At 40.5% G+C, this 18792-nt stretch carries 17 protein-coding genes; 12 read left to right on the top strand and 5 right to left on the bottom strand.

The window, feature by feature from the left end:
• Window positions 1-99: 99 nt before the first annotated feature.
• Window positions 100-1677, top strand: a complete 1578-nt coding sequence (gene dnaB / locus R8N23_RS14515) for a replicative DNA helicase (protein ID WP_318172334.1) — start codon at window positions 100-102, stop codon at window positions 1675-1677.
• 23 nt (window positions 1678-1700) lie between these two features.
• Window positions 1701-2699 (top strand): quinone oxidoreductase family protein, encoded by a 999-nt coding sequence (locus tag R8N23_RS14510; protein WP_318172333.1) that lies wholly within the window; start codon window positions 1701-1703, stop codon window positions 2697-2699.
• Here R8N23_RS14510 and R8N23_RS14505 read toward each other — a convergent pair.
• Together R8N23_RS14505 and R8N23_RS14500 are read right to left on the bottom strand one after the other, a co-directional pair.
• The gene (locus tag R8N23_RS14505) at window positions 2696-3832 is read right to left on the bottom strand and encodes an OmpA family protein (RefSeq protein WP_318172332.1); all 1137 of its coding nucleotides are present in this window, start codon (window positions 3830-3832) and stop codon (window positions 2696-2698) included. The genes R8N23_RS14510 and R8N23_RS14505 overlap by 4 nt on opposite strands.
• A 104-nt stretch (window positions 3833-3936) precedes the next feature.
• Window positions 3937-5688 carry a hypothetical protein gene (locus tag R8N23_RS14500; protein WP_318172331.1) on the bottom strand — a complete coding sequence of 584 codons (1752 nt, stop codon included), beginning with the start codon at window positions 5686-5688 and terminating at the stop codon, window positions 3937-3939.
• Window positions 5689-5840: 152 nt separating this feature from the next.
• On the opposite strand from R8N23_RS14500, the gene R8N23_RS14495 reads away from it, so the two are divergent.
• The 3 genes from R8N23_RS14495 (at window position 5841) to guaA (ending at window position 8872) form a co-directional block, all read left to right on the top strand.
• The gene (locus tag R8N23_RS14495; protein ID WP_318172330.1) at window positions 5841-6578 is read left to right on the top strand and encodes a hypothetical protein; all 738 of its coding nucleotides are present in this window, start codon (window positions 5841-5843) and stop codon (window positions 6576-6578) included.
• Window positions 6565-7245 carry a DUF6048 family protein gene (locus tag R8N23_RS14490; RefSeq protein ID WP_318172329.1) on the top strand — a complete coding sequence of 227 codons (681 nt, stop codon included), beginning with the start codon at window positions 6565-6567 and terminating at the stop codon, window positions 7243-7245. The genes R8N23_RS14495 and R8N23_RS14490 overlap by 14 nt, the downstream gene beginning before the upstream one ends.
• A 97-nt stretch (window positions 7246-7342) precedes the next feature.
• Window positions 7343-8872: a glutamine-hydrolyzing GMP synthase gene (gene guaA / locus R8N23_RS14485; RefSeq protein ID WP_318172328.1), complete on the top strand. Its 1530-nt coding sequence runs from the start codon at window positions 7343-7345 to the stop codon at window positions 8870-8872.
• 3 nt (window positions 8873-8875) lie between these two features.
• On the opposite strand, the gene R8N23_RS14480 is transcribed toward guaA, so the two are convergent.
• Together R8N23_RS14480 and ggt are read right to left on the bottom strand one after the other, a co-directional pair.
• Complete coding sequence (locus R8N23_RS14480; protein WP_318172327.1) at window positions 8876-9244, bottom strand: Hpt domain-containing protein; 369 nt, start codon at window positions 9242-9244, stop codon at window positions 8876-8878.
• Between the two features lie 260 nt (window positions 9245-9504).
• The gene (ggt, locus tag R8N23_RS14475) at window positions 9505-11199 is read right to left on the bottom strand and encodes a gamma-glutamyltransferase (RefSeq protein WP_318172326.1); all 1695 of its coding nucleotides are present in this window, start codon (window positions 11197-11199) and stop codon (window positions 9505-9507) included.
• Window positions 11200-11320: 121 nt separating this feature from the next.
• On the opposite strand from ggt, the gene R8N23_RS14470 reads away from it, so the two are divergent.
• The 4 genes from R8N23_RS14470 (at window position 11321) to R8N23_RS14455 (ending at window position 15705) form a co-directional block, all read left to right on the top strand.
• Window positions 11321-11803: a dCMP deaminase family protein gene (locus tag R8N23_RS14470; protein WP_318172325.1), complete on the top strand. Its 483-nt coding sequence runs from the start codon at window positions 11321-11323 to the stop codon at window positions 11801-11803.
• Between the two features lie 348 nt (window positions 11804-12151).
• Window positions 12152-13492, top strand: a complete 1341-nt coding sequence (locus tag R8N23_RS14465; protein WP_318172324.1) for an NAD(P)/FAD-dependent oxidoreductase — start codon at window positions 12152-12154, stop codon at window positions 13490-13492.
• Complete coding sequence (locus R8N23_RS14460) at window positions 13489-15288, top strand: 4Fe-4S binding protein (protein ID WP_318172323.1); 1800 nt, start codon at window positions 13489-13491, stop codon at window positions 15286-15288. The genes R8N23_RS14465 and R8N23_RS14460 overlap by 4 nt, the downstream gene beginning before the upstream one ends.
• A 39-nt stretch (window positions 15289-15327) precedes the next feature.
• Entirely contained in the window at window positions 15328-15705 is a 378-nt protein-coding gene (locus R8N23_RS14455; RefSeq protein ID WP_318172322.1) for a hypothetical protein, read from the top strand.
• A 600-nt stretch (window positions 15706-16305) separates the two neighbouring features.
• Here R8N23_RS14455 and R8N23_RS14450 read toward each other — a convergent pair.
• Window positions 16306-16635: an iron-sulfur cluster assembly accessory protein gene (locus R8N23_RS14450; RefSeq protein WP_318172321.1), complete on the bottom strand. Its 330-nt coding sequence runs from the start codon at window positions 16633-16635 to the stop codon at window positions 16306-16308.
• A 146-nt stretch (window positions 16636-16781) separates the two neighbouring features.
• Between R8N23_RS14450 and mce the strand changes: the two genes are divergently transcribed.
• From mce to R8N23_RS14435, 3 genes are all read left to right on the top strand, one after another.
• A complete protein-coding gene (gene mce, locus R8N23_RS14445; RefSeq protein WP_318172320.1) occupies window positions 16782-17183 on the top strand; it encodes a methylmalonyl-CoA epimerase in 402 nt (133 codons plus the stop codon).
• Window positions 17183-18217, top strand: a complete 1035-nt coding sequence (gene thiL, locus R8N23_RS14440) for a thiamine-phosphate kinase (RefSeq protein ID WP_318172319.1) — start codon at window positions 17183-17185, stop codon at window positions 18215-18217. Before mce ends, thiL begins: the two co-directional genes overlap by 1 nt.
• Window positions 18218-18304: 87 nt before the next feature.
• A complete protein-coding gene (locus R8N23_RS14435) occupies window positions 18305-18733 on the top strand; it encodes a hypothetical protein (RefSeq protein WP_318172318.1) in 429 nt (142 codons plus the stop codon).
• Window positions 18734-18792: the final 59 nt, after the last annotated feature.

Genomic DNA, 18792 nt, shown 5'->3' with positions numbered 1-18792 from the left:
ATAAGCCATGTAAATTTTAGAAAGAATACACCGCCCATTTTCATAAGTTTGTTTTCGAATTTGAAATAGATGTAATTCTAGGTTTCTCTTTATAAAATTATGGCCAATATAGATTCTCCAGATCAAGGAAATATCAAAAACAGAACAGGTAACAGGAAGAACCCTTCCAAAACCGCATTAGTACCATTAGGTAAAATGCAGCCACAGGCCGTTGATATAGAAGAGACTGTTCTGGGCGCATTGATGCTGGAAAAGGATGCATTGACCACGGTCATTGATATTCTGAAGCCACAGAGCTTTTACGACGATCGTCATGCTAAAATCTACGAAGCTATAGTTCAGCTTTTCAACAAGTCTGAACCTGTAGATATCATGACCGTAACGGCTCAACTGAGAAAGAATGGAACCTTAGAAATCGCTGGCGGCGCTTACCATATAGCCAATCTGACTACCAGAGTAAACTCAGCAGCCAATATTGAATATCATGCTCGTATTATTACTGAGCAGGCTATTAAAAGAGATTTGATTCGAATTTCTGCCAAGATTCAGGAAGATGCTTTTGAAGATACTGAGGATGTTTTTGAACTACTTGACAGGACGGAGCAAGCACTATTCGAAATTTCAGAATCGAATATCAAAAAGAACTATGCCGGCATGCAGCAATTGATGCATGAGGCGATCATGGAGATTGAAGCTCGAAAGGAGCACAAAGATGGTCTGACAGGGGTGCCAAGTGGATTCACAGAGTTAGATCGAGTGACTGCCGGTTGGCAGGCATCGGATTTGGTTATTATCGCAGCACGTCCTGCGATGGGAAAGACCGCCTTTGTGGTCTCGGCCATGAGAAATGCTGCAGTAGAATTTGGTGAAGCTGTTGCTATCTTTTCTCTAGAGATGTCCTCTATTCAGTTAGTAAACAGATTGATATCTGCTGAAGCGGAATTGGAAAGTGATAAGATTAAAAAGGGAAATCTGGCAGACCACGAGTGGGAACAGCTAGTTCATAAAACGGCTCGATTAACCGAAGCACCAATATTTATCGATGATACTCCTGGTTTGAGTATTCTTGAATTGAGAGCTAAATGTAGGAGACTAAAAGCGCAACACGATATCAAAATGATCATCATTGATTATTTGCAGCTCATGTCTGGTGATTCTTCAAAATCTGGCGGTGGAGCTGGTAACAGGGAACAAGAGATTGCTTCGATATCTAGGGCACTAAAAGGAATTGCCAAAGAATTGAATGTACCGGTGATTGCACTGTCTCAGTTGAGTAGAGCGGTGGAAACCAGAGGTGGAGACAAACGACCTCAACTTTCAGATTTGAGGGAGTCCGGATCTATCGAGCAGGATGCAGATATGGTTATGTTTCTTTATCGTCCAGAATACTATGATATTACAGAAGACGAAGACGGTTTGCCTACGGCAGGTACCGGTGAGGTGATTATTGCTAAGCACAGAAACGGTTCTTTGGAAAATGTGAAACTTAAGTTTATCGGTAGATTTACCAAGTTTGCTGATTTGGATGGATCGATTATGGGTGGAGACTATAGTGGAGGAGGATTTCCATCTGCTGGTATCCCGGCAGAATTTGATAGCTCACCAAACACTATGACATTTCCGTCTAAAGCCAATGAAGGCGAAGGTGCTGGTTCTTCAGGAGAAGCACCTTTCTAATTTAACTTAGAACCCAGAACAACATGAAAGCCCTATTACTAGTTGACGAAAGTCAAGATAAAATTGCTATTCGAGATATTGATAAACCGACTCCTAAGGAAGGAGAAGTGCTTATTCAAATAAAAGCTGCAGCTCTAAATCATCGAGACCAATGGTGTAGAATTGGGATGTATCCTGGTTTAAAATATAATACCGTATTAGGCTCTGATGGCGCGGGTATCGTCACAGAAATAGGAGAGGGTGTAGATCCAATTTGGCTCAACAAGGAAGTCATCATCAATCCGAATATCAATTGGGGAGACAATGAGGCTGCGCAATCGATAGATTACCATATCCTAGGCATGCCAACGAACGGTACGTTTGCAGAATATGTAGTTGTAAATGCCGATCGTTTGTGTAATAAACCTTCTCATTTAGATTTCTCAGAAGCTGCAGCCTTGCCATTAGGGGGGGTGACGGCCTATCGAGCTACTTTCACAAAAGGTCAAATTTGTAAAGGTCAAAAAGTTTTGGTTACAGGAATAGGCGGAGGAGTGGCTCAGTTTGCATTTCAATTTGCCTTAGCCGCGGGAGCAGAAGTATTTGTGACTTCAGGAAGTCAAGAAAAGTTAGATCAATTGATAGCACGGGGAGCTGCTGGAGGGTTTATATACAAAGAAGAGGATTGGGCGAAGAATGCTTTGAAATCCACTGGAGGTTTTGATGTCATCATTGATAGTGCAGGTGGTAGTAGTATGAATGACTATTTGAGATTGGTTAAACCGGGAGGGAAGCTGGTACACTACGGTTCTACTACTGGCGCGCCGAAGAATTTAGATATGTTTCGATTATTTTGGAGTCAGGCGAGCATTCATGGTAGTACTATGGGCTCTGATAAAGAATTTAACGAAATGGTCGATTTCGTCTCTGCAAACAACATAAAACCTATTCTTTCATCCACTAGAGACTTCGATCAAATTGTTTCGGCCTTTGACGAAATGCATGCAGGGGATCAGATGGGGAAGCTGGTCGTTAGCTTTTAGTTTTCAAGAATCACAAACTCCACACGTCTGTTAAGCGCTTGATTTTGTGGGGTGTCATTGGGTACGATGGGTTGACTACTGCCATATCCCTTGAATTCTAATCTAAACTCATTCAGGCCTTTGGCGACTAAGTAATCTACTACGGCCTTGGCTCGAGCTTCAGACAGTTTTTGATTGTATTCCCTGGAACCTACATTGTCGGTATGTCCTTCGATTTCGATTTTAACCCTTGGATACTTTTCTAAATAGGCTAACAGCTTGTTGAGCTCCAAATAGGATGTCCTGAGTAATTGAGCCTTGTCGAATTCGAAATAGATGTTTTGTAAAGTAAACTTTTTACCGACTTCCGCTGGTCCAAAGTATTCATCTTCTGGTTCTACTTTCGCAATTTCTGGGTCAGGATAAATTGACTCATTAGGGTCTACAGGACGAACAAGCACATCATCAATCAAATAGTAGGAAATTTGAGGCTGTAGATGCTTAGGAGTTCTTTTGTCTCTGATATGAGAAAATTGGCGCTTGGTTTTCTTCGTTTTTAAGGCTGAATCAGGAGCGAAGGTTCCGATCGTAAGGGCCAGTTCATCTCCCTTGGCTGTGAATGTTCCTGATATTTTAATCCAGTTTTCATTATCGTCTAACATCCGATCTTTGGGATTTGATACTTGAGGCTTGTAGTGGTTGAAATTCATGATTTGCCAATCGAAACTCGGCATATCTCTAGTGAAGTACATGCCAAAATCATTGATAGCAAATTCACAGTTGTCTGCAAGGTTTACCCACATTTCTGCATAATATTGATTACCTGCTACAAGCGGTTTGGTGAGTTGTACCATGGCATATTCACGGTGATTTTCCGGAACACGCCAGCCACGCCCACTTTTGGAAGTTAAATAAGAAATGACTCCGATATAAGCCTCTCCACTATGCGCTTCTTGTTCGCCAAACACACTTTTTGGAACACCCATGATATTTTTGGTATTGCAAGAATGAAAGAAATCAGGAGAGGGGTCAGCGGTTCCAAATGGAAACCATGATTTGGTGAACTTGAGTTGATTCATGGTAAATGGACAGTCCCAGTTCTCCTCGAAACTTGGGTTGAGTACCATGTTTTGAGCCTGTCCAGCTGTTAGCATAATTAGCCAACATACCCCCACCAAAAATCCATTTTTGACCATAATGCAATATACACGCTCAAAAGGATTTCTAAAGTTTGAGCGTGCATAATTCCATGCAATATTTAAGACTTTTTCTTTACCCCGCAGATAGGTAGTTCTGGAATATTGGTGAGTCGCGCAGATAGTGTTTTGACATCTAGGTCATTAAATACAGGGATTGATGTATTCAGAATCCTTGATGAAGATAATTCAAAATCCGCATGCTGCCAGGCTTCTGAGAGCTCTTCTGATACCTTTTGGGCCTCATTTGTTCTGTCTTGTGCTTCCAGACTCATCTGCAATCCTTTGAGTGCCCAGCCATTTTTAGGGTATATGGCTAAATCTTCCAAATAGGTTTTTTCAGCCAGTTCATAAGCGTTATTTTCTAAATAGATAGCTCCCAAAATATGTCTCACCGAGAAAAACCAATCTGGAGGCTCATTGTAGTTTAGTTGATCTTCAACAGCCACAGCTTCAATAAGCTTGGATATGGCTAATTCAACATTGCCTTGATTATTCTCTAATTCAGCTTCCAAAATGAGCGTAGCAATACGTACCAAATGATCGACCGTATTCAATTCCCATATGGAGATTTGCTGAAGCTCCTCTTTGTCATTGATTTTTTGTAGCGACACCAATTCATTCTGAGCCTGTTCGATTTGGTTGGTACCAAGAAAGGCCATTCCACGAGCATAATGCCAAATGGCTTCTGGATAAAGTAGATCTGGTTTGGGCAGCTCTAGGACTTTATCCCACTGACCGAATTTGACTAGTATGTAATAAGGAATGATGTAATAATGCTGCAACGTAGCCCATTCTGACTGATACATGAGTTGGGCATCCGCATTTTGAGCCACTTTAAAAGCCGACTGGATAGCGAGATTGCCTCTGCCTTCTAAGGTAGCTGTAGCTGCTAGAAAGTGATAGTTGTGCGGGTAGTAGGATAACGGGTATACGCCCTGAGCTTTACAATTGGTAATATATAGACTGTCTGCAACTACTGATAATTCGCCAGCTATACTTCCTTTATGATAGTCTCCGGTTCTGATATAAATATGAGCTGGCATATGAACTAAATGGCCAGCTGCCGGTACTAGATCAATTAAAGTATTAGCTGCTTCAATGGCTCGACCTGGATTTCTGGAAGCTTCTGTAGCGTGGATGTAATAATGATTAGCTCCTGGGTGTTTAGGGTTAGCAACAAGCGTATTTTCTAAAATATTCAATATTTCTCTGGTCCATGGTTGAGGGTCACCTGTTTCAGTGTCCCAATAATCCCAGGGATGTAAATCCATAAGGGCTTCTGCACATAAAGTAGCCACATCATTATTTTCTTTGAAATTGATATGCGCTGTTCGCATGGCATCGGCAAAGGACTCGTAACATGTAGCAAGGGTTTGTTTTTCGCCTTTAGGATATCTGAGGTCTATTGCTTCTATCATTTGCTGTTCTAGCGGAGTTACCTTGTCTAGATATTGTTTTGCCTGAGCGATGTATCCATTCGCTTCTACAACCAAGGAGGAATCCATGGCTGCATTGATATTCGGTCCAAGTACGTAGGCCATTCCCCAATAACACATGGCGCATTCTTCGTCTAGTCTAGCAGCCTCTTTAAAGGAACGCATGGCTTCGGTATGATTGAGTCCATAGGTCAAGGTCAATCCTTGATCGAAGAATTTCTGGCTCCATTCGTTGGAAGTGGTGATTGCAAAGTGGTTGTCACCAAGTTGGTCAAATAGCGGAGCTTGAAGATTGGGAGCTTTTTTTAATTGACTGCAGGCAAAAAGAGTCAGGGTAAGAATTATACTTAGTTTAAGCGGTTTTAGTCTAAACATGATTTTTCGGTTTGTTTTTAGCAAATTTATCAACAGTGCTAATTGGATTGAAGAGAGTTAGGTGTACAAGAGGTGAACATTGGTTGGTATGTTGATAATAAGAACTGAAATTTAATGCATTTAAAATATCTGTGATCGTTTAGATTTGCGTAATGGCAAACAAGAATTTTTCTAAGTATGGCAAGGCGTTGAGAATCTTGATTCTCTATATGGGAGTCTTTGCTGCTATTTGGGCTTGCGAAGAAGATATTGATCCTACGGTCAATGATCCTTCAGTGAGTATATTTTTTTTGAATAAGGATAGCCTTGATGCCGTGAATCTTATTACCGATTCCTTGACTATTGAGTTGGAAGTCTATGATTCTATAATTTTAGCTCTTGAAGATAGTGCAGACTTGCTGGTAGATAGTTTGATTACTCTCACCGATTCTATTGCCAATGGTGGCGATTTGAAGCAGGACAGTACCATCGTCGCAGAAAATATCTTAAAGCTAAATGCTAGTCTCAATATCATAGAAGATGAAGATTCTGTTGTGAATGCTTCATATAAAGGTTGGCTATCAACAGCAACTACAATCAATTCTGGCTCTGTGAAAATTATCACGATTGAAAACAATAAAAATGGGCAAAGTATCTCCTATGAAGATAGTAGCACGATATGGAAATTGCCTTTGGACATGCAAGCTGATGATATTGATGTAGATATTACCATAGCCGATAGTGTTTATAATTTGGTGGTTAGTTACAGTAGAACAACCGCTGCTGATGAAAAAAATAAAGTAGTTATAGGAACATCAGATTTCAATATTATAAGCACTGATTTTAAGAACCCATATTTGTCATGCAATGGCTGCGAAGCCTCAAAAACAACTATCTATGTCGAATTTTAGATACTTATTGTTTTTAATGGTATTTGTCTCTTTTCAAAGCATGGGGCAGGATTCACTACAAGTTGCAGAAGATGTGGATGAAGAATTGTCGATACCATTTTTATCCTCAATTGCCGTATCCGTAGATTATGGGAAATTGGCTGCTCAGTTCTTGAATACAGAATCAAAGTATGAATTTGGAGGCCAGGTTGAGTTCAAAGACCGTTTGGTATTGATAGGAGAGTATGGTTTCTCTACTTTGACTCCCCATGGGGCCTATCAAAACACAGATTACACATCTGAAGGAAATTATTTTAGAGTTGGTCTCGGGTATAAAATTGATTTTACAGCTAAGAACAACCTGTACTTTTCTGCTCGATATGCAAAATCTAGTTTTAAGGATAAGGGTGCACTGGATATTGCTAGTGCCTCTGGCTTGTATGATGATTTGTTTGAGCCATTCGTTCGAGACGGCCTATCTGCCCAATGGTTTGAGGTCGTGATGAGCTCCGAGGCAAAGCTATGGAAGGGACTTTATGCCGGATTTCATTTGCGATTGCGTATTATGGATAAGTATGATGAACAAGAGCCTCTCGATGTCTACACCATTCCGGGGTACGGACGAACTTTTGATAAATCTATTCCTGCGGTCAATCTCTATCTTAAATATGCGCTACAGCGTTTTTGAGGAAGGCTGAAATGCCATTTTTCAAAAGCCTGAAATAATTCCTAAACTTAATTCATCAGACCTCTTGCAGGTCAGAAAGGCTGTGTTAATTTTGCGCATGGCAGAAAAGATTATCATCCTCGATTTCGGTTCTCAATACACACAATTGATCGCACGTCGCGTCAGAGAGCTGAATGTTTATTGTGAAATTCACCCCTTTAGTAAGATACCCGAACTAGACGATTCAGTTAAGGGTCTCATTCTTTCTGGAAGTCCTTGCTCTGTAAGACAAGAAGATCATCCAGACATCAATTTAGGCGCTTTGATTGGCGAAGTACCCATTCTTGGTGTTTGTTATGGAGCCCAGCTCGTAGCGCATAAATCGGGTGGAGAAATTACTCCATCGAAGATTAGAGAATATGGTAGAGCGAATCTTTCAAAAGTAGATACTACCAACGAATTGCTAAAAGAAGTCAATATTGACTCACAGGTATGGATGTCTCATAGCGACACCATCAAAAGCATTCCTGATCATTTTGAAATAATTGCTAGCACGCCGCAAGTGGAGGTGGCAGCTTTCCATAGTACGACTCATCCAGTTTGGTGTATTCAGTTTCACCCAGAGGTAACTCATTCTACTCAAGGAAAAATTATCTTGAGAAACTTTGTCGTTCACATCTGTAAGTGTAGCCAGGATTGGACTCCGGATATTTTTGTTGATGCAACAGTTTCGGATCTCAGGGATCAATTGGGAGACGATCAAGTAGTCCTTGGATTATCGGGTGGGGTGGACTCCTCGGTGGCTGCGATGCTCATCCATCATGCCATCGGAAAAAACTTGCATTGCATCTTTGTTGATAATGGCTTGCTTCGTAAAAATGAGTTTAGCGATGTGCTAAAATCATACGAAGGAATGGGACTCAATGTAAAGGGTGTAGACGCTTCGAAGGAGTTCTACAAAGCACTCGAAGGATTAACAGATCCAGAGGATAAGCGCAAGGCTATCGGTCGAGTATTTATCGAAGTATTTGATGCTGAAGCAAAGAAAATTAAGAACGTAAAATGGTTAGGTCAAGGTACTATTTATCCAGACGTCATTGAGTCTGTTTCTGTCAATGGACCATCCGTTACTATCAAGTCTCATCACAACGTTGGAGGCCTACCAGCGAAGATGAATTTGAAGGTGGTCGAGCCGCTGAATACGCTCTTCAAAGATGAAGTAAGAAGAGTCGGAAGGTCACTTGATATTGATGAGAAAATATTGGGTCGTCACCCATTCCCGGGACCAGGTTTGGGTATTAGAATTCTAGGAGATATCACCGCTGAGAAAGTTCAAATTCTGCAGGAAGTTGATCACATTTTTATCAATGGACTGAAGGACAAAGGACTCTATGATGACGTGTGGCAGGCGGGTGCTATGCTGCTTCCCATTCAGTCAGTAGGAGTGATGGGAGACGAACGAACTTACGAACGTGTGGTGGCACTTCGAGCGGTTTCAAGTGTGGACGGAATGACTGCCGATTGGTGCCATTTACCATACGATTTTTTAGCTGACATTTCGAACCAAATTATCAACAAAGTGAAGGGTGTAAATCGAGTGGTTTACGACATCAGTTCGAAGCCGCCAGCTACCATCGAATGGGAATAAAATTTAGAATTGATCTGACTGAATCAGGTCGTTTAATTCTTTCAAAATGATATCGCAGAGTTCTCGTAGCTCTGCGATTTGTTTTGGTATCAACTCCATATTTCTAGGTGCCTTAGCATTGCCTTCCAGCTCACGAATATGGGCGGATAAGTTGTCTATGTTCAATAACAAAAGAGAGGGTTTGAGTTTGTGCATGAGCCTACCTACTTGATCCCAATTTTCTGCTTTTCCTTCACGCTCAATATCACTCAGCATATCTGGCGTATTCTTAACGATAGTCATGATCATCTCATAAATAAATTCTCTGTCATGATCGCTGATCTCGTATAGGTAGGAAAGATCTAAAGGGAGTTGGATTTTGTCTGAGGCCATAATATTCTAAGCATAAATTCAAAGTTACAAATTAAATAGAATTCCCGATTTGATAGCAAAAAACCAAAGAAATGAAGAACCAAAAATCAAAGTATTTATCTGATAGATAAAATCTATTGGAACTGCTTAATATTTTATAAATCAAATATTTAAGGTCATTAACTTAAATTTTTGATTTTATCATTTTATACTTCTTGATTTTCGGTAATCAAAATGAGTGGGTGGATTATTTTGACCTGAATGATAACAAGATATGAGCGCTAGAATCCCGCAGCAGCACTTTCATTGCGAGTAATATCTGGTGCTCCTTCTATCGTTCCATCTTCGTAAACATAGATGCATTCAAGTTTGCCAAGTGATTCTCTGAGTTGAATACTATGTCCCATTTGTTGCAAGGAATCCAGTACAGTTTGGTCGAATTTTCCTTCCTCAAAATACACTTTGTCAGGTAGCCATTGACTGTGAAATTTTGGAGCATCTACTGCCTCTTGCATAGTCATATTGTGATCTATCATATTGAGTATCGTTTGGTAAACAGAGGTGATTATTGTAGAGCCCCCGGGTGTGCCCAAAATCATTTCAATGCGATCATTATTTTCGACGATCGTTGGGGTCATGGAACTAAGCATTCTCTTCTCTGGCTCTATGGAATTTACAGTGGTACTGATCAACCCAAATTGGTTGGGAACTCCAGATTTCATACTGAAATCATTCATCTCATTATTAAGGAAAAAACCGGCTCCTTCGATGACAACTTTGGATCCGAAATAACTATTCAAAGTTGTGGTAATAGCTACTGCATTTCCTTCCGAATCGAGGATAGAAAAGTGAGTGGTTTCCATGCTCTCAATTACTTCTACTTGTCCCTCTTTTATGTGCTCGGATGGAGTGGCTTTTGTAAGATCAATGTCAGAAAATTTCTCCTTGTTATAATCCGAACTAAGCAATTTGTCTAGTGGAATTTCTACATAGTCTGGGTCTCCCAAATAGGTAGCTCGATCTGCATATCCTCGTCGCTCAATCTCTATCATTTGGTGGATGGTAGCTGTCGAGTTGTGTCCCGATTTTTTGAAGTCGAATTGTTCGGATCCTTGTAACATTTGAAGGAGAGTTACACCGCCAGCCGAAGGTGGAGCCATGGTAATAATTTTCCTATTTTTGTAGGTGCCCACAAGCGGCTGTCTCCATTTCGATTTGTATTTTTTGAGGTCTTCCAGCGTAATTAACCCATTGCCTTTTTTACTTTCTTTTGATAGCGCTTCTGCTACCCAACCTGAGTAGAACCCTTCACTTCCCTGGGTCTGAATTGTACTCAAGGTTTTGGCTAAATCAGCATTGATTAGCGTATCGCCTTTTTGCCAATTATTGACTTTGGTGTAGACAGTTTCTCTTTGATTTACTTCGAGAAATTTGTTCTTAAACCGGTTGAGTTCTTGGGCTAATGTTTCATTAATTGCATGTCCATTTTTTGCTAGATCTATGGCAGGTTGAATCAAAGTTGACCAAGGAAGTTGGCCATATTTTGAATGTAAATTATATAGACCATCTACTGATCCGGGTACGCCAACTGCGAGATGACCAGTCAAACTTTTTCCTTGAATAACTTCTCCATTTTCGTCGAGATACATATTGGTACTTGCAGCCAAAGGAGCTTTTTCTCTGAAGTCAAGGGAACCAGTGTCTCCATTGGAAAAACGAAAAACGGCAAACCCGCCACCTCCAATATTTCCTGCTTGAGGATAAACTACCGCAAGCACAAAATGGGTTACGACTGCGGCATCAAAAGCATTACCTCCAGACTGAAGGATTTCTTTTCCAGCTTCCGAGGCTAAGGTATGGGCAGACACCACCATGCCATTTTGACTCAGTAGTCCCTGCTTTCTTTGTTCCGTTTGAGGAGTGGTACAGTGGGTGGTTAGAAGGGTAGTGGCTAAAAGGAGAATGCGAAAGTTCATTTTAGTTTTTTGGTTTAATGTGGTGCAATTATAAGTAATTGACGTTTGAGCTCAATTAACACTTAAAATACTGTTTGAGAAATGTGGTATTGGGTAAATTGCTTTCATAAGATGAAGAGATATGAAGAGACCTGATTTTGATGATATTTATATGGAACTGGCTGTAAACCTGGCCAAACGTTCACATTGTATCAAAAGGCATGTAGGAGCTGTATTGGTTAAAGAAACAAGGATTATATCCATAGGGTATAATGGACCTCCTGCTCATACACATAATTGTGACGAGGAATTCCCAGAAAAAGGCTGTGACAGAGACTCTAAAGGAAGCTGTACGTTGGCCATTCATGCCGAACAAAATGCCATTCTGTATGCCGTTAAAAACAATGCATCTGTAGAGGGGTCAAAATTGTATGTGACTCTTTCTCCCTGTTTATCTTGTGCAAGGATCATTTTCTCTATGGGTATTTCTGAGGTGGTTTATTTAAAATCTTATGCAGAATACAAAGGGTTGACCTCAGATGAAGGAATAGATTTCCTTGAGAAGTTTGGCGTGAGTTGTAAAAAGTACGAAGGGGAGATTGCGAATTTGACCGCTCTGATTTAGAAAAGTAAAGGCTTATAAAAAAGGAAGGGGCTGCCTTTTGACGTGCAACCCCTAAACCAACCTAACCTAAACTTACCTCAACAACCTTAAATGTTGTAATTGAATGCTACCCTTAATATACGATAATCGTGCCAGAAAGATGTAGCAATTCGAAATATTTTTCTTTCTTTCGAAATTGTGATACAAAGATAATAAGCTGTACCAACACACAAAACTATTCTTAGAAAAAATGTGAAAATTACGGGTATTCACTATTTAATAGGGGAATTACCTATATGAATGGAACTTTCTTTCTGATAGTTGTATTTTAGATTTGAATTAAGTAGTGCTGAACATCATTAAGGCTATATGCAAGAGGACACACATATTGTTATTATAGGGAATGGCATCGCTGGTATAACCGCGGCACGGCATATTAGAAAACGAGCTGATTGCCGAATAACGGTGATTTCAGGAGAGACTGACTATTTCTTTTCAAGAACTGCGCTCATGTATGTTTATATGGGTCACATGAAGTTTGAGCATACACAACCCTACGAAAACTGGTTTTGGAAGAAAAATAAGATTGAACTGATCAATGGTTGGGTGACAGGCGTTGACTTTGATTCAAAATCTTTAAGCATTGGAGAGAATCAAGAATTGTACTATGATAAACTAATCTTGGCTACTGGGTCGACACCAAATAAATTCGGTTGGCCAGGGCAGGATGCAAACGGAGTGAGTGGTTTGTACAGCAAACAAGATTTAGACTACATAGCAGAGCAAACAAAAACAACTAAACAGGCGGTCATAGTTGGAGGAGGGCTGATAGGTGTTGAATTAGCTGAAATGTTTCATTCCAGAGGCGTAGAAGTAACTTTTTTGGTGAGAGAGAAGAATTTTTGGGATATCGTCTTGCCCGAAGAGGAAGCTAAAATGATCAATCAGGAAATCATTGAGCATCACATTGACCTACGCTTGGAAACTGAGCTCAAGGAGATTGAAACGGATAGTCAAAATCAAGTGACTGCTGTTATTACCAATAGTGGAGAAAGGATAGATTGTCAATTTGTAGGGCTCACCGTTGGTGTTTCGCCTAATGTCAGTTGGCTGAAAGAGTCTGGTTTAGAGATAAACCGGGGCATCATGGTCAATGAATATTTGGAAACAAACATCCCTGATGTGTATGCAATTGGTGATTGTGCCGAACATCAAAAACCACTAACCGGTCGGCGACCTGTCGAGCAGGTGTGGTATACTGGCCGCATGATGGGAGAGACGCTGGCTCGAACAATCACAGAAGAGAAGACTGCTTATAAACCGGGAGTATGGTTCAACTCAGCCAAGTTCTTCAATATTGAATATCAAACGTACGGTCAGGTAAAACCTCAATTAGAAGCTGGCGAAGAGCAATTCGTTTGGCAGTCTGCAGATCATAAGAAATTGTTGCGAGTGGTGTTCGATGAGAAATCTATGGCGGTTTTGGGTGTCAACGTATTTGGAATTAGAATGCGACATGAGGTTTGGGATGACTGGATAGTCAATCAAAAGAAGATCAATTTTGTGATGGAGCATCTCGATCAAGCCAATTTCGACCCTGAGTTTTACAAAACCCATGAATATGATATCCGGGATCAATTCAATCAAGAATTTGATTTTATGACCATCAAAAACACAAAACCTTCCTTATTTAAAAGGCTATTCGCATGAATTATAAATTGATACAAAATATTGGACTCATTGTATTCTTAATAGGGTTTGGGTTGTTTTTGGGCGCTTTTGTAAGTGAAAACTATAAACTGACGGAGCAAATCGTAGATGAGCAGATCAGTGATTCGGCTAAATCAGAATTGTTCAAATCATTTGGACAAAATGAAATCGGAGTAATACATTCAAATGCTTTTAGTTTCAATTCGGCAGTGGATGAGGTGTTCAATGAGGTTAATACCAATCAATTGAAGCGATTTGGAATCAGTGACCAAAGAATTGATCAAATCGTTAAATCCAACTCGGATGGTGCTTTTACTATGGATAAGGCTCTACAAGCCTTCAGAACTAAGGACGCTGTCACCGGGTTTCAATGGGAGGCGTTTCAGTCTTTTGGCGGATGGTTAGACGGTCGGACTTTCAGCAGTGAAGAGGAATTGCGCAATTCACTTCAAGTGGTACAGGAAAACATTTCAAAATATGGTGTCATCAATCAAAAAGGCTTCAACGCATATGAAATTAAAGACCTCAAGTATGCCCTAACGAAAGCTTCGTCAGTAGGGTGGATCTCGCAAAACAAGGGGTTGTCTTTTTCTCTGATCTATTCATTGATGATTCTGGGTGCCTTGCTTTACATTCTGCCCAACAAGAAAATACTTGGACCTCCTGGTATTAAGAATGATGGTACCTTTCATAGCCAAGCTAAAAACATAGGTTGGATTGGTATACTGCTCGGCACCTTCTTGATCCTTTTTTATATCGTTTTGTATTTCTACCCAGAATACATGACCAGTTGGATATTAATGGTAGACCCGGTGAGTCAGTGGCTCAAAGGATCGGATGCTGGACGATTTTTTCTTTATGGTTTTATTTATACGCTCGCCATTATAGTGATGGGTGTGCGTATGATGATCAAGTACCGACATAGCAAGTACCAGCTTTGGCGTACTACTTCGGTGATGTTTTTTCAATTGGCTTTTGCTTTTCTGATTCCAGAAATATTGATTCGCCTCAATCAACCGTATTTCGATTTCAAAAACATCTGGCCGCTGGATTATGATTTTTTCTTTGATAATGAGTTGAATACACTCATCAATCATGGCGGCATTGGTTTGTTTATGTTGGGGTGGGGCATTGGCTTGACGTTGATCGGCGTGCCTGTGATGGTGTATTTCTTTGGTAAGCGCTGGTATTGCTCCTGGGTGTGTGGTTGTGGTGGATTGGCTGAGACTGCCGGAGACCCTTTCCGTCAGTTGTCAGACAAATCTTTAAACGCTTGGAAGTTTGAACGTGTTTCTATTCATGCTGTGCTGGTTTTTGCTATTATCATGACGATTGGTGTTTTGTACACCTATTGGACGGGAGAGAGTGAAATAATTGGGGTGAGCTCATACAAACTCCGTTCTATTTATGGAGGATGGATAGGCGCTGGTTTTGCCGGCGTGGTAGGTACTGGTTTTTATCCTTTGATGGGGAATCGGGTTTGGTGCAGATTTGGGTGCCCATTGGCGGCCTACCTTGGACTGGTGCAGCGATTCAAGTCCAGATTTCGAATTACTACCAACGGTGGACAATGTATCTCTTGTGGCAATTGCTCCACGTATTGTGAAATGGGCATCGACGTGCGCTGGTATGCCCAACGCGGAGAAAATATCATCCGTTCCTCTTGTGTGGGGTGTGGAGTTTGCTCAGCCGTTTGTCCTCGAGGTGTCTTAAACTTAGAAAATCGAGCCGACGACAATCGCTTTGAATCTGTCGGGTTGATTGGGAATGATAGCTTTCCGGAGATAAAAAAATGAAGGAGCTATGAAATTATTTGTGTTTTAAACCACTCATGCATGAAAGGTTTATATTTTAAATTGATTGTTTTGATTGCTGTTTTAGAAAGTTGTGGCTTGAATTCACACAGAGAGAAAAAGTGTGAATTTACGGAAGAAATTATTGGTAGAAAATTTGATGTTGTATTGTCAGATGTTTACGTTGATTCTATCAATCATTTGCATAGAATTGTTGAGTATAATGAAGGGGAGGAAATTATTAGGAGTGATTTATTCTTAATAGAGCGTTCAGGCATGTTTTTCGAATTGAATGTTGGAGATCGAATTATGAAAAAACAAGGTACCTTAAATATTATGGTTGTGAGTAATGGCGAACAAAAACAGTATAGATTAGATTATGGTTGCAATGATCTAGTGAAAACAGCAGAAATGGAGTGAGTTCGGTTTTGCTCGATCGTATTTCTTCACCAGCTCTTTTAAGTCTTAGCGAAGGATGTTGTAATCAAGTCTGGAGACTTGATTTTATACCCCCACTACTCGTAGGTTAAGCGAAGCGATCCTAGGGCTTGTCTTGGGAAAGGGCGTCCGTCCGATTGAAATATTAAAAGAAGAATTCCATTTTGATCTTGACCGGGCGGACGCTCTATTTGATTTTGGGTCCTAGCGGATGCTACGACCTGGGGTGGACTCTCTAAGGCTTGAAACAGACTCTTTGCTAACTGAAAGTCATCCCGTAGAGCAACGAAGGGATCTCCTCATTTGAGGATGAGGGCTGAAAGTTATTTGGTGGTGGCTGCAATAAACTGAGAAGATTTCTTCAGTCATCCGACTATCGTCGAATTCCTTACGAAATGACTATCAAAAAAATATGCGTGATTTTCCGCTCGGTCGCATATATGTTATATAACTGAAACCTTGTTTAGCATTTCAAATGCCCGATAAGAAAAATCGCAATACAGTTGCGATCTAGCGAAAGTAGGGACAAAAAAATAGCCGAGGAGACCATCCACGGCTATCAAATATTTTAGTTGAAGAAGTTTAAACTGCGAAGCTCTCGCCACAACCACAGGTTCTAGTGGCGTTCGGGTTTACGAATTGAAAACCTTTGCCATTGAGGCCATCGGAGAAGTCCAGGGTAGTGTCTAGCAGATAGAAAAGGCTTTTCTTATCCACGATCACTTTCACACCATTGGCGCCTTCGAACACGTCGTCTTTTTCTGTGATTTGATCATCGAACGATAGATCATACATCAAGCCCGAGCATCCACCGCCTTTCACAGAGACCCTAAGGTTGTGCTGGTCGGTATGGCCTTCAGCCTTCTTTAATTCTACAATTCTGTTTTGCGCTTTTTCTGATACGGTCAACATATTTTCTTTATATCTAATGGTATTTTGAATACCTGATTGAATGTCTAACTTTTAAAAGTAGAAAACCCTTCGTCGTGCAGAAAAGTTTCACTTTTTTTGCAAATCTAACGATTTATTTAGAATCGTTTTGAATAATTAATCCCCAAATGAAACTAGAACACATTGGTATCGCGGTGAAGAACCTGAAGGATTCGGATCAGCTTTTTGAACAAATTTTTGGTCAGCCAAGCTATAAAGTGGAGACGGTAGCTTCAGAAAATGTTTCCACTTCATTTTTTAAAGTGGGCGAGTCCAAGGTTGAATTGTTGGAAGCCACTGATGAAGATAGCGCTATCGCCAAGTTTATTGCTAAAAAGGGTGAAGGTATCCATCATTTGGCCTTTGAGGTAGAGGACATTTATGCCGAAATGAAGCGATTAGAAGGCGAAGGTTTTCAGTTGATCAATAAAGAACCAAAAAAAGGAGCGGACAACAAATTGGTATGTTTTCTCCACCCAAAATCTAGTAATGGGGTATTAGTAGAACTGTGTCAGGAAATAAAAGAATAATGTCGGAGCAACCAAAGAGAACGGAAATAGGAAAAATAGGAGAGTTTGGATTGATAGATCAAATCAGTTCGAAATTCACGAATAAGAACAGTTCTACCCTCAAAGGCATCGGCGACGATGCGGCGGTGTTTGGGTCTGGTGATTTGTTACAATTGATATCTACAGACATGTTGCTGGAAGGTGTGCATTTCGATTTGTCCTACATGCCACTTCAGCATTTGGGATATAAAGCGGTGGCGGTCAACATATCGGATATTGCTGCTATGAATGGGCTACCGAAGCAGATTACGGTGAGTTTGGGATTGAGTAATCGATTTTCTGTAGAAGCCATTGAAGAATTGTACAAGGGGATTCAGTTCGCTTGCGAGGACTTCTCAGTGGATTTGGTTGGTGGAGATACCACATCATCTCCATCAGGATTAGTGATCTCTGTATCGGTAATTGGGGAAGTATCCAAAGACAAGGTAGTCTATAGAAAAAATGCCGAAGAAAATGACATTATCTGCGTGACTGGTGATTTAGGTGGTGCATACTTAGGGCTACAGGTATTGGAAAGAGAAAAAGCGGTTTTTAAAGAAAACCCTGAAATGCAGCCCGATTTGGAAAAGTACGACTACATCGTGAAGCGACAATTGAAGCCTTCTGCTAGAATGGATGTGATTCATGAGTTAGGGGATCTTGGTTTGGTGCCTACATCTATGATTGATATTTCAGATGGTTTGGCTTCTGAGCTGTTTCATATTGCCAAAAACTCTGAAGTAGGGATCACGATTTATGAGGATAAATTGCCAATTTCTAAAATGACATACGACACGGCTGTGGAATTTAACATGGACCCTATGACATGTGCGCTGAATGGTGGGGAAGATTACGAACTACTTTTCACTATCGGGCAAACTGATTTTGAAAAAATCAAAAATCATCCAGATATCGCGACCATTGGATATGTAGATAAGAAAGCCAATGGTCTAAAGATGGTGACCAAGAATAATAACACGGTCTCACTACAAGCGCAGGGTTGGAAGCATTTTTAGCCTAAAAAATGTCAATTGAATATTATATTTTTATTTCAAAATGATTTTAACTTTGTTAACACGCTATAGTTTTTGATCATAAGAAAAATGAATGCTTCAATTGAAATACCTAAAGACTCAAAGGTTTATCTAAACAAACCTTATGTTCAGGTCTTTTGGAGCCCGATCAACAAAATCCTCACTAGTCGTTGGACGGGATTTTGCACCTATGATGAAATCAAAGCAGTAGCTCAGCGCATCATTGATGCGGTCACTTTTGAAGGCGCAAGAAAAGTGCTTTACGATGCCCGGGAGATCGAGGTACTAGACGAGAACTCACAGAGATACATCGCTGGAGATTTTACCAAGGAGATGATCAAAGTGGGTATTGAGTATTCTGCAACAGTTTCTCCTTTGGATGTGTTCGCCAAATTCTCAGTGGATGATATTCAGAACACTATCAAAATACCGGAGGCTTCGCACAACAAATTCTTTCAGAGCGTGGATGAAGCATTCGACTGGTTGAAGAGCAAATAGCTTAACAATCTTTAACACCCTCCTTTTAACTTCTTTGTCATTACTTCGTATTTTTCAAT

Source organism: Reichenbachiella sp. (assembly GCF_033344935.1).
Classification (GTDB): domain Bacteria; phylum Bacteroidota; class Bacteroidia; order Cytophagales; family Cyclobacteriaceae; genus Reichenbachiella.
Note: the sequence above shows the minus strand (reverse complement) of the source record. Positions and strands in the feature narration are given on the sequence as shown.

Coding starts and splice junctions, on each gene's coding strand:
- dnaB (WP_318172334.1), top strand. CDS start 100: ATGGCCAATATAGATTCTCCAGATCAAGGAAATATCAAAAACAGAACA.
- R8N23_RS14510 (WP_318172333.1), top strand. CDS start 1,701: ATGAAAGCCCTATTACTAGTTGACGAAAGTCAAGATAAAATTGCTATT.
- R8N23_RS14505 (WP_318172332.1), bottom strand. CDS start 3,832: ATGCTAACAGCTGGACAGGCTCAAAACATGGTACTCAACCCAAGTTTC.
- R8N23_RS14500 (WP_318172331.1), bottom strand. CDS start 5,688: ATGTTTAGACTAAAACCGCTTAAACTAAGTATAATTCTTACCCTGACT.
- R8N23_RS14495 (WP_318172330.1), top strand. CDS start 5,841: ATGGCAAACAAGAATTTTTCTAAGTATGGCAAGGCGTTGAGAATCTTG.
- R8N23_RS14490 (WP_318172329.1), top strand. CDS start 6,565: ATGTCGAATTTTAGATACTTATTGTTTTTAATGGTATTTGTCTCTTTT.
- guaA (WP_318172328.1), top strand. CDS start 7,343: ATGGCAGAAAAGATTATCATCCTCGATTTCGGTTCTCAATACACACAA.
- R8N23_RS14480 (WP_318172327.1), bottom strand. CDS start 9,244: ATGGCCTCAGACAAAATCCAACTCCCTTTAGATCTTTCCTACCTATAC.
- ggt (WP_318172326.1), bottom strand. CDS start 11,199: ATGAACTTTCGCATTCTCCTTTTAGCCACTACCCTTCTAACCACCCAC.
- R8N23_RS14470 (WP_318172325.1), top strand. CDS start 11,321: ATGAAGAGACCTGATTTTGATGATATTTATATGGAACTGGCTGTAAAC.
- R8N23_RS14465 (WP_318172324.1), top strand. CDS start 12,152: ATGCAAGAGGACACACATATTGTTATTATAGGGAATGGCATCGCTGGT.
- R8N23_RS14460 (WP_318172323.1), top strand. CDS start 13,489: ATGAATTATAAATTGATACAAAATATTGGACTCATTGTATTCTTAATA.
- R8N23_RS14455 (WP_318172322.1), top strand. CDS start 15,328: ATGAAAGGTTTATATTTTAAATTGATTGTTTTGATTGCTGTTTTAGAA.
- R8N23_RS14450 (WP_318172321.1), bottom strand. CDS start 16,635: ATGTTGACCGTATCAGAAAAAGCGCAAAACAGAATTGTAGAATTAAAG.
- mce (WP_318172320.1), top strand. CDS start 16,782: ATGAAACTAGAACACATTGGTATCGCGGTGAAGAACCTGAAGGATTCG.
- thiL (WP_318172319.1), top strand. CDS start 17,183: ATGTCGGAGCAACCAAAGAGAACGGAAATAGGAAAAATAGGAGAGTTT.
- R8N23_RS14435 (WP_318172318.1), top strand. CDS start 18,305: ATGAATGCTTCAATTGAAATACCTAAAGACTCAAAGGTTTATCTAAAC.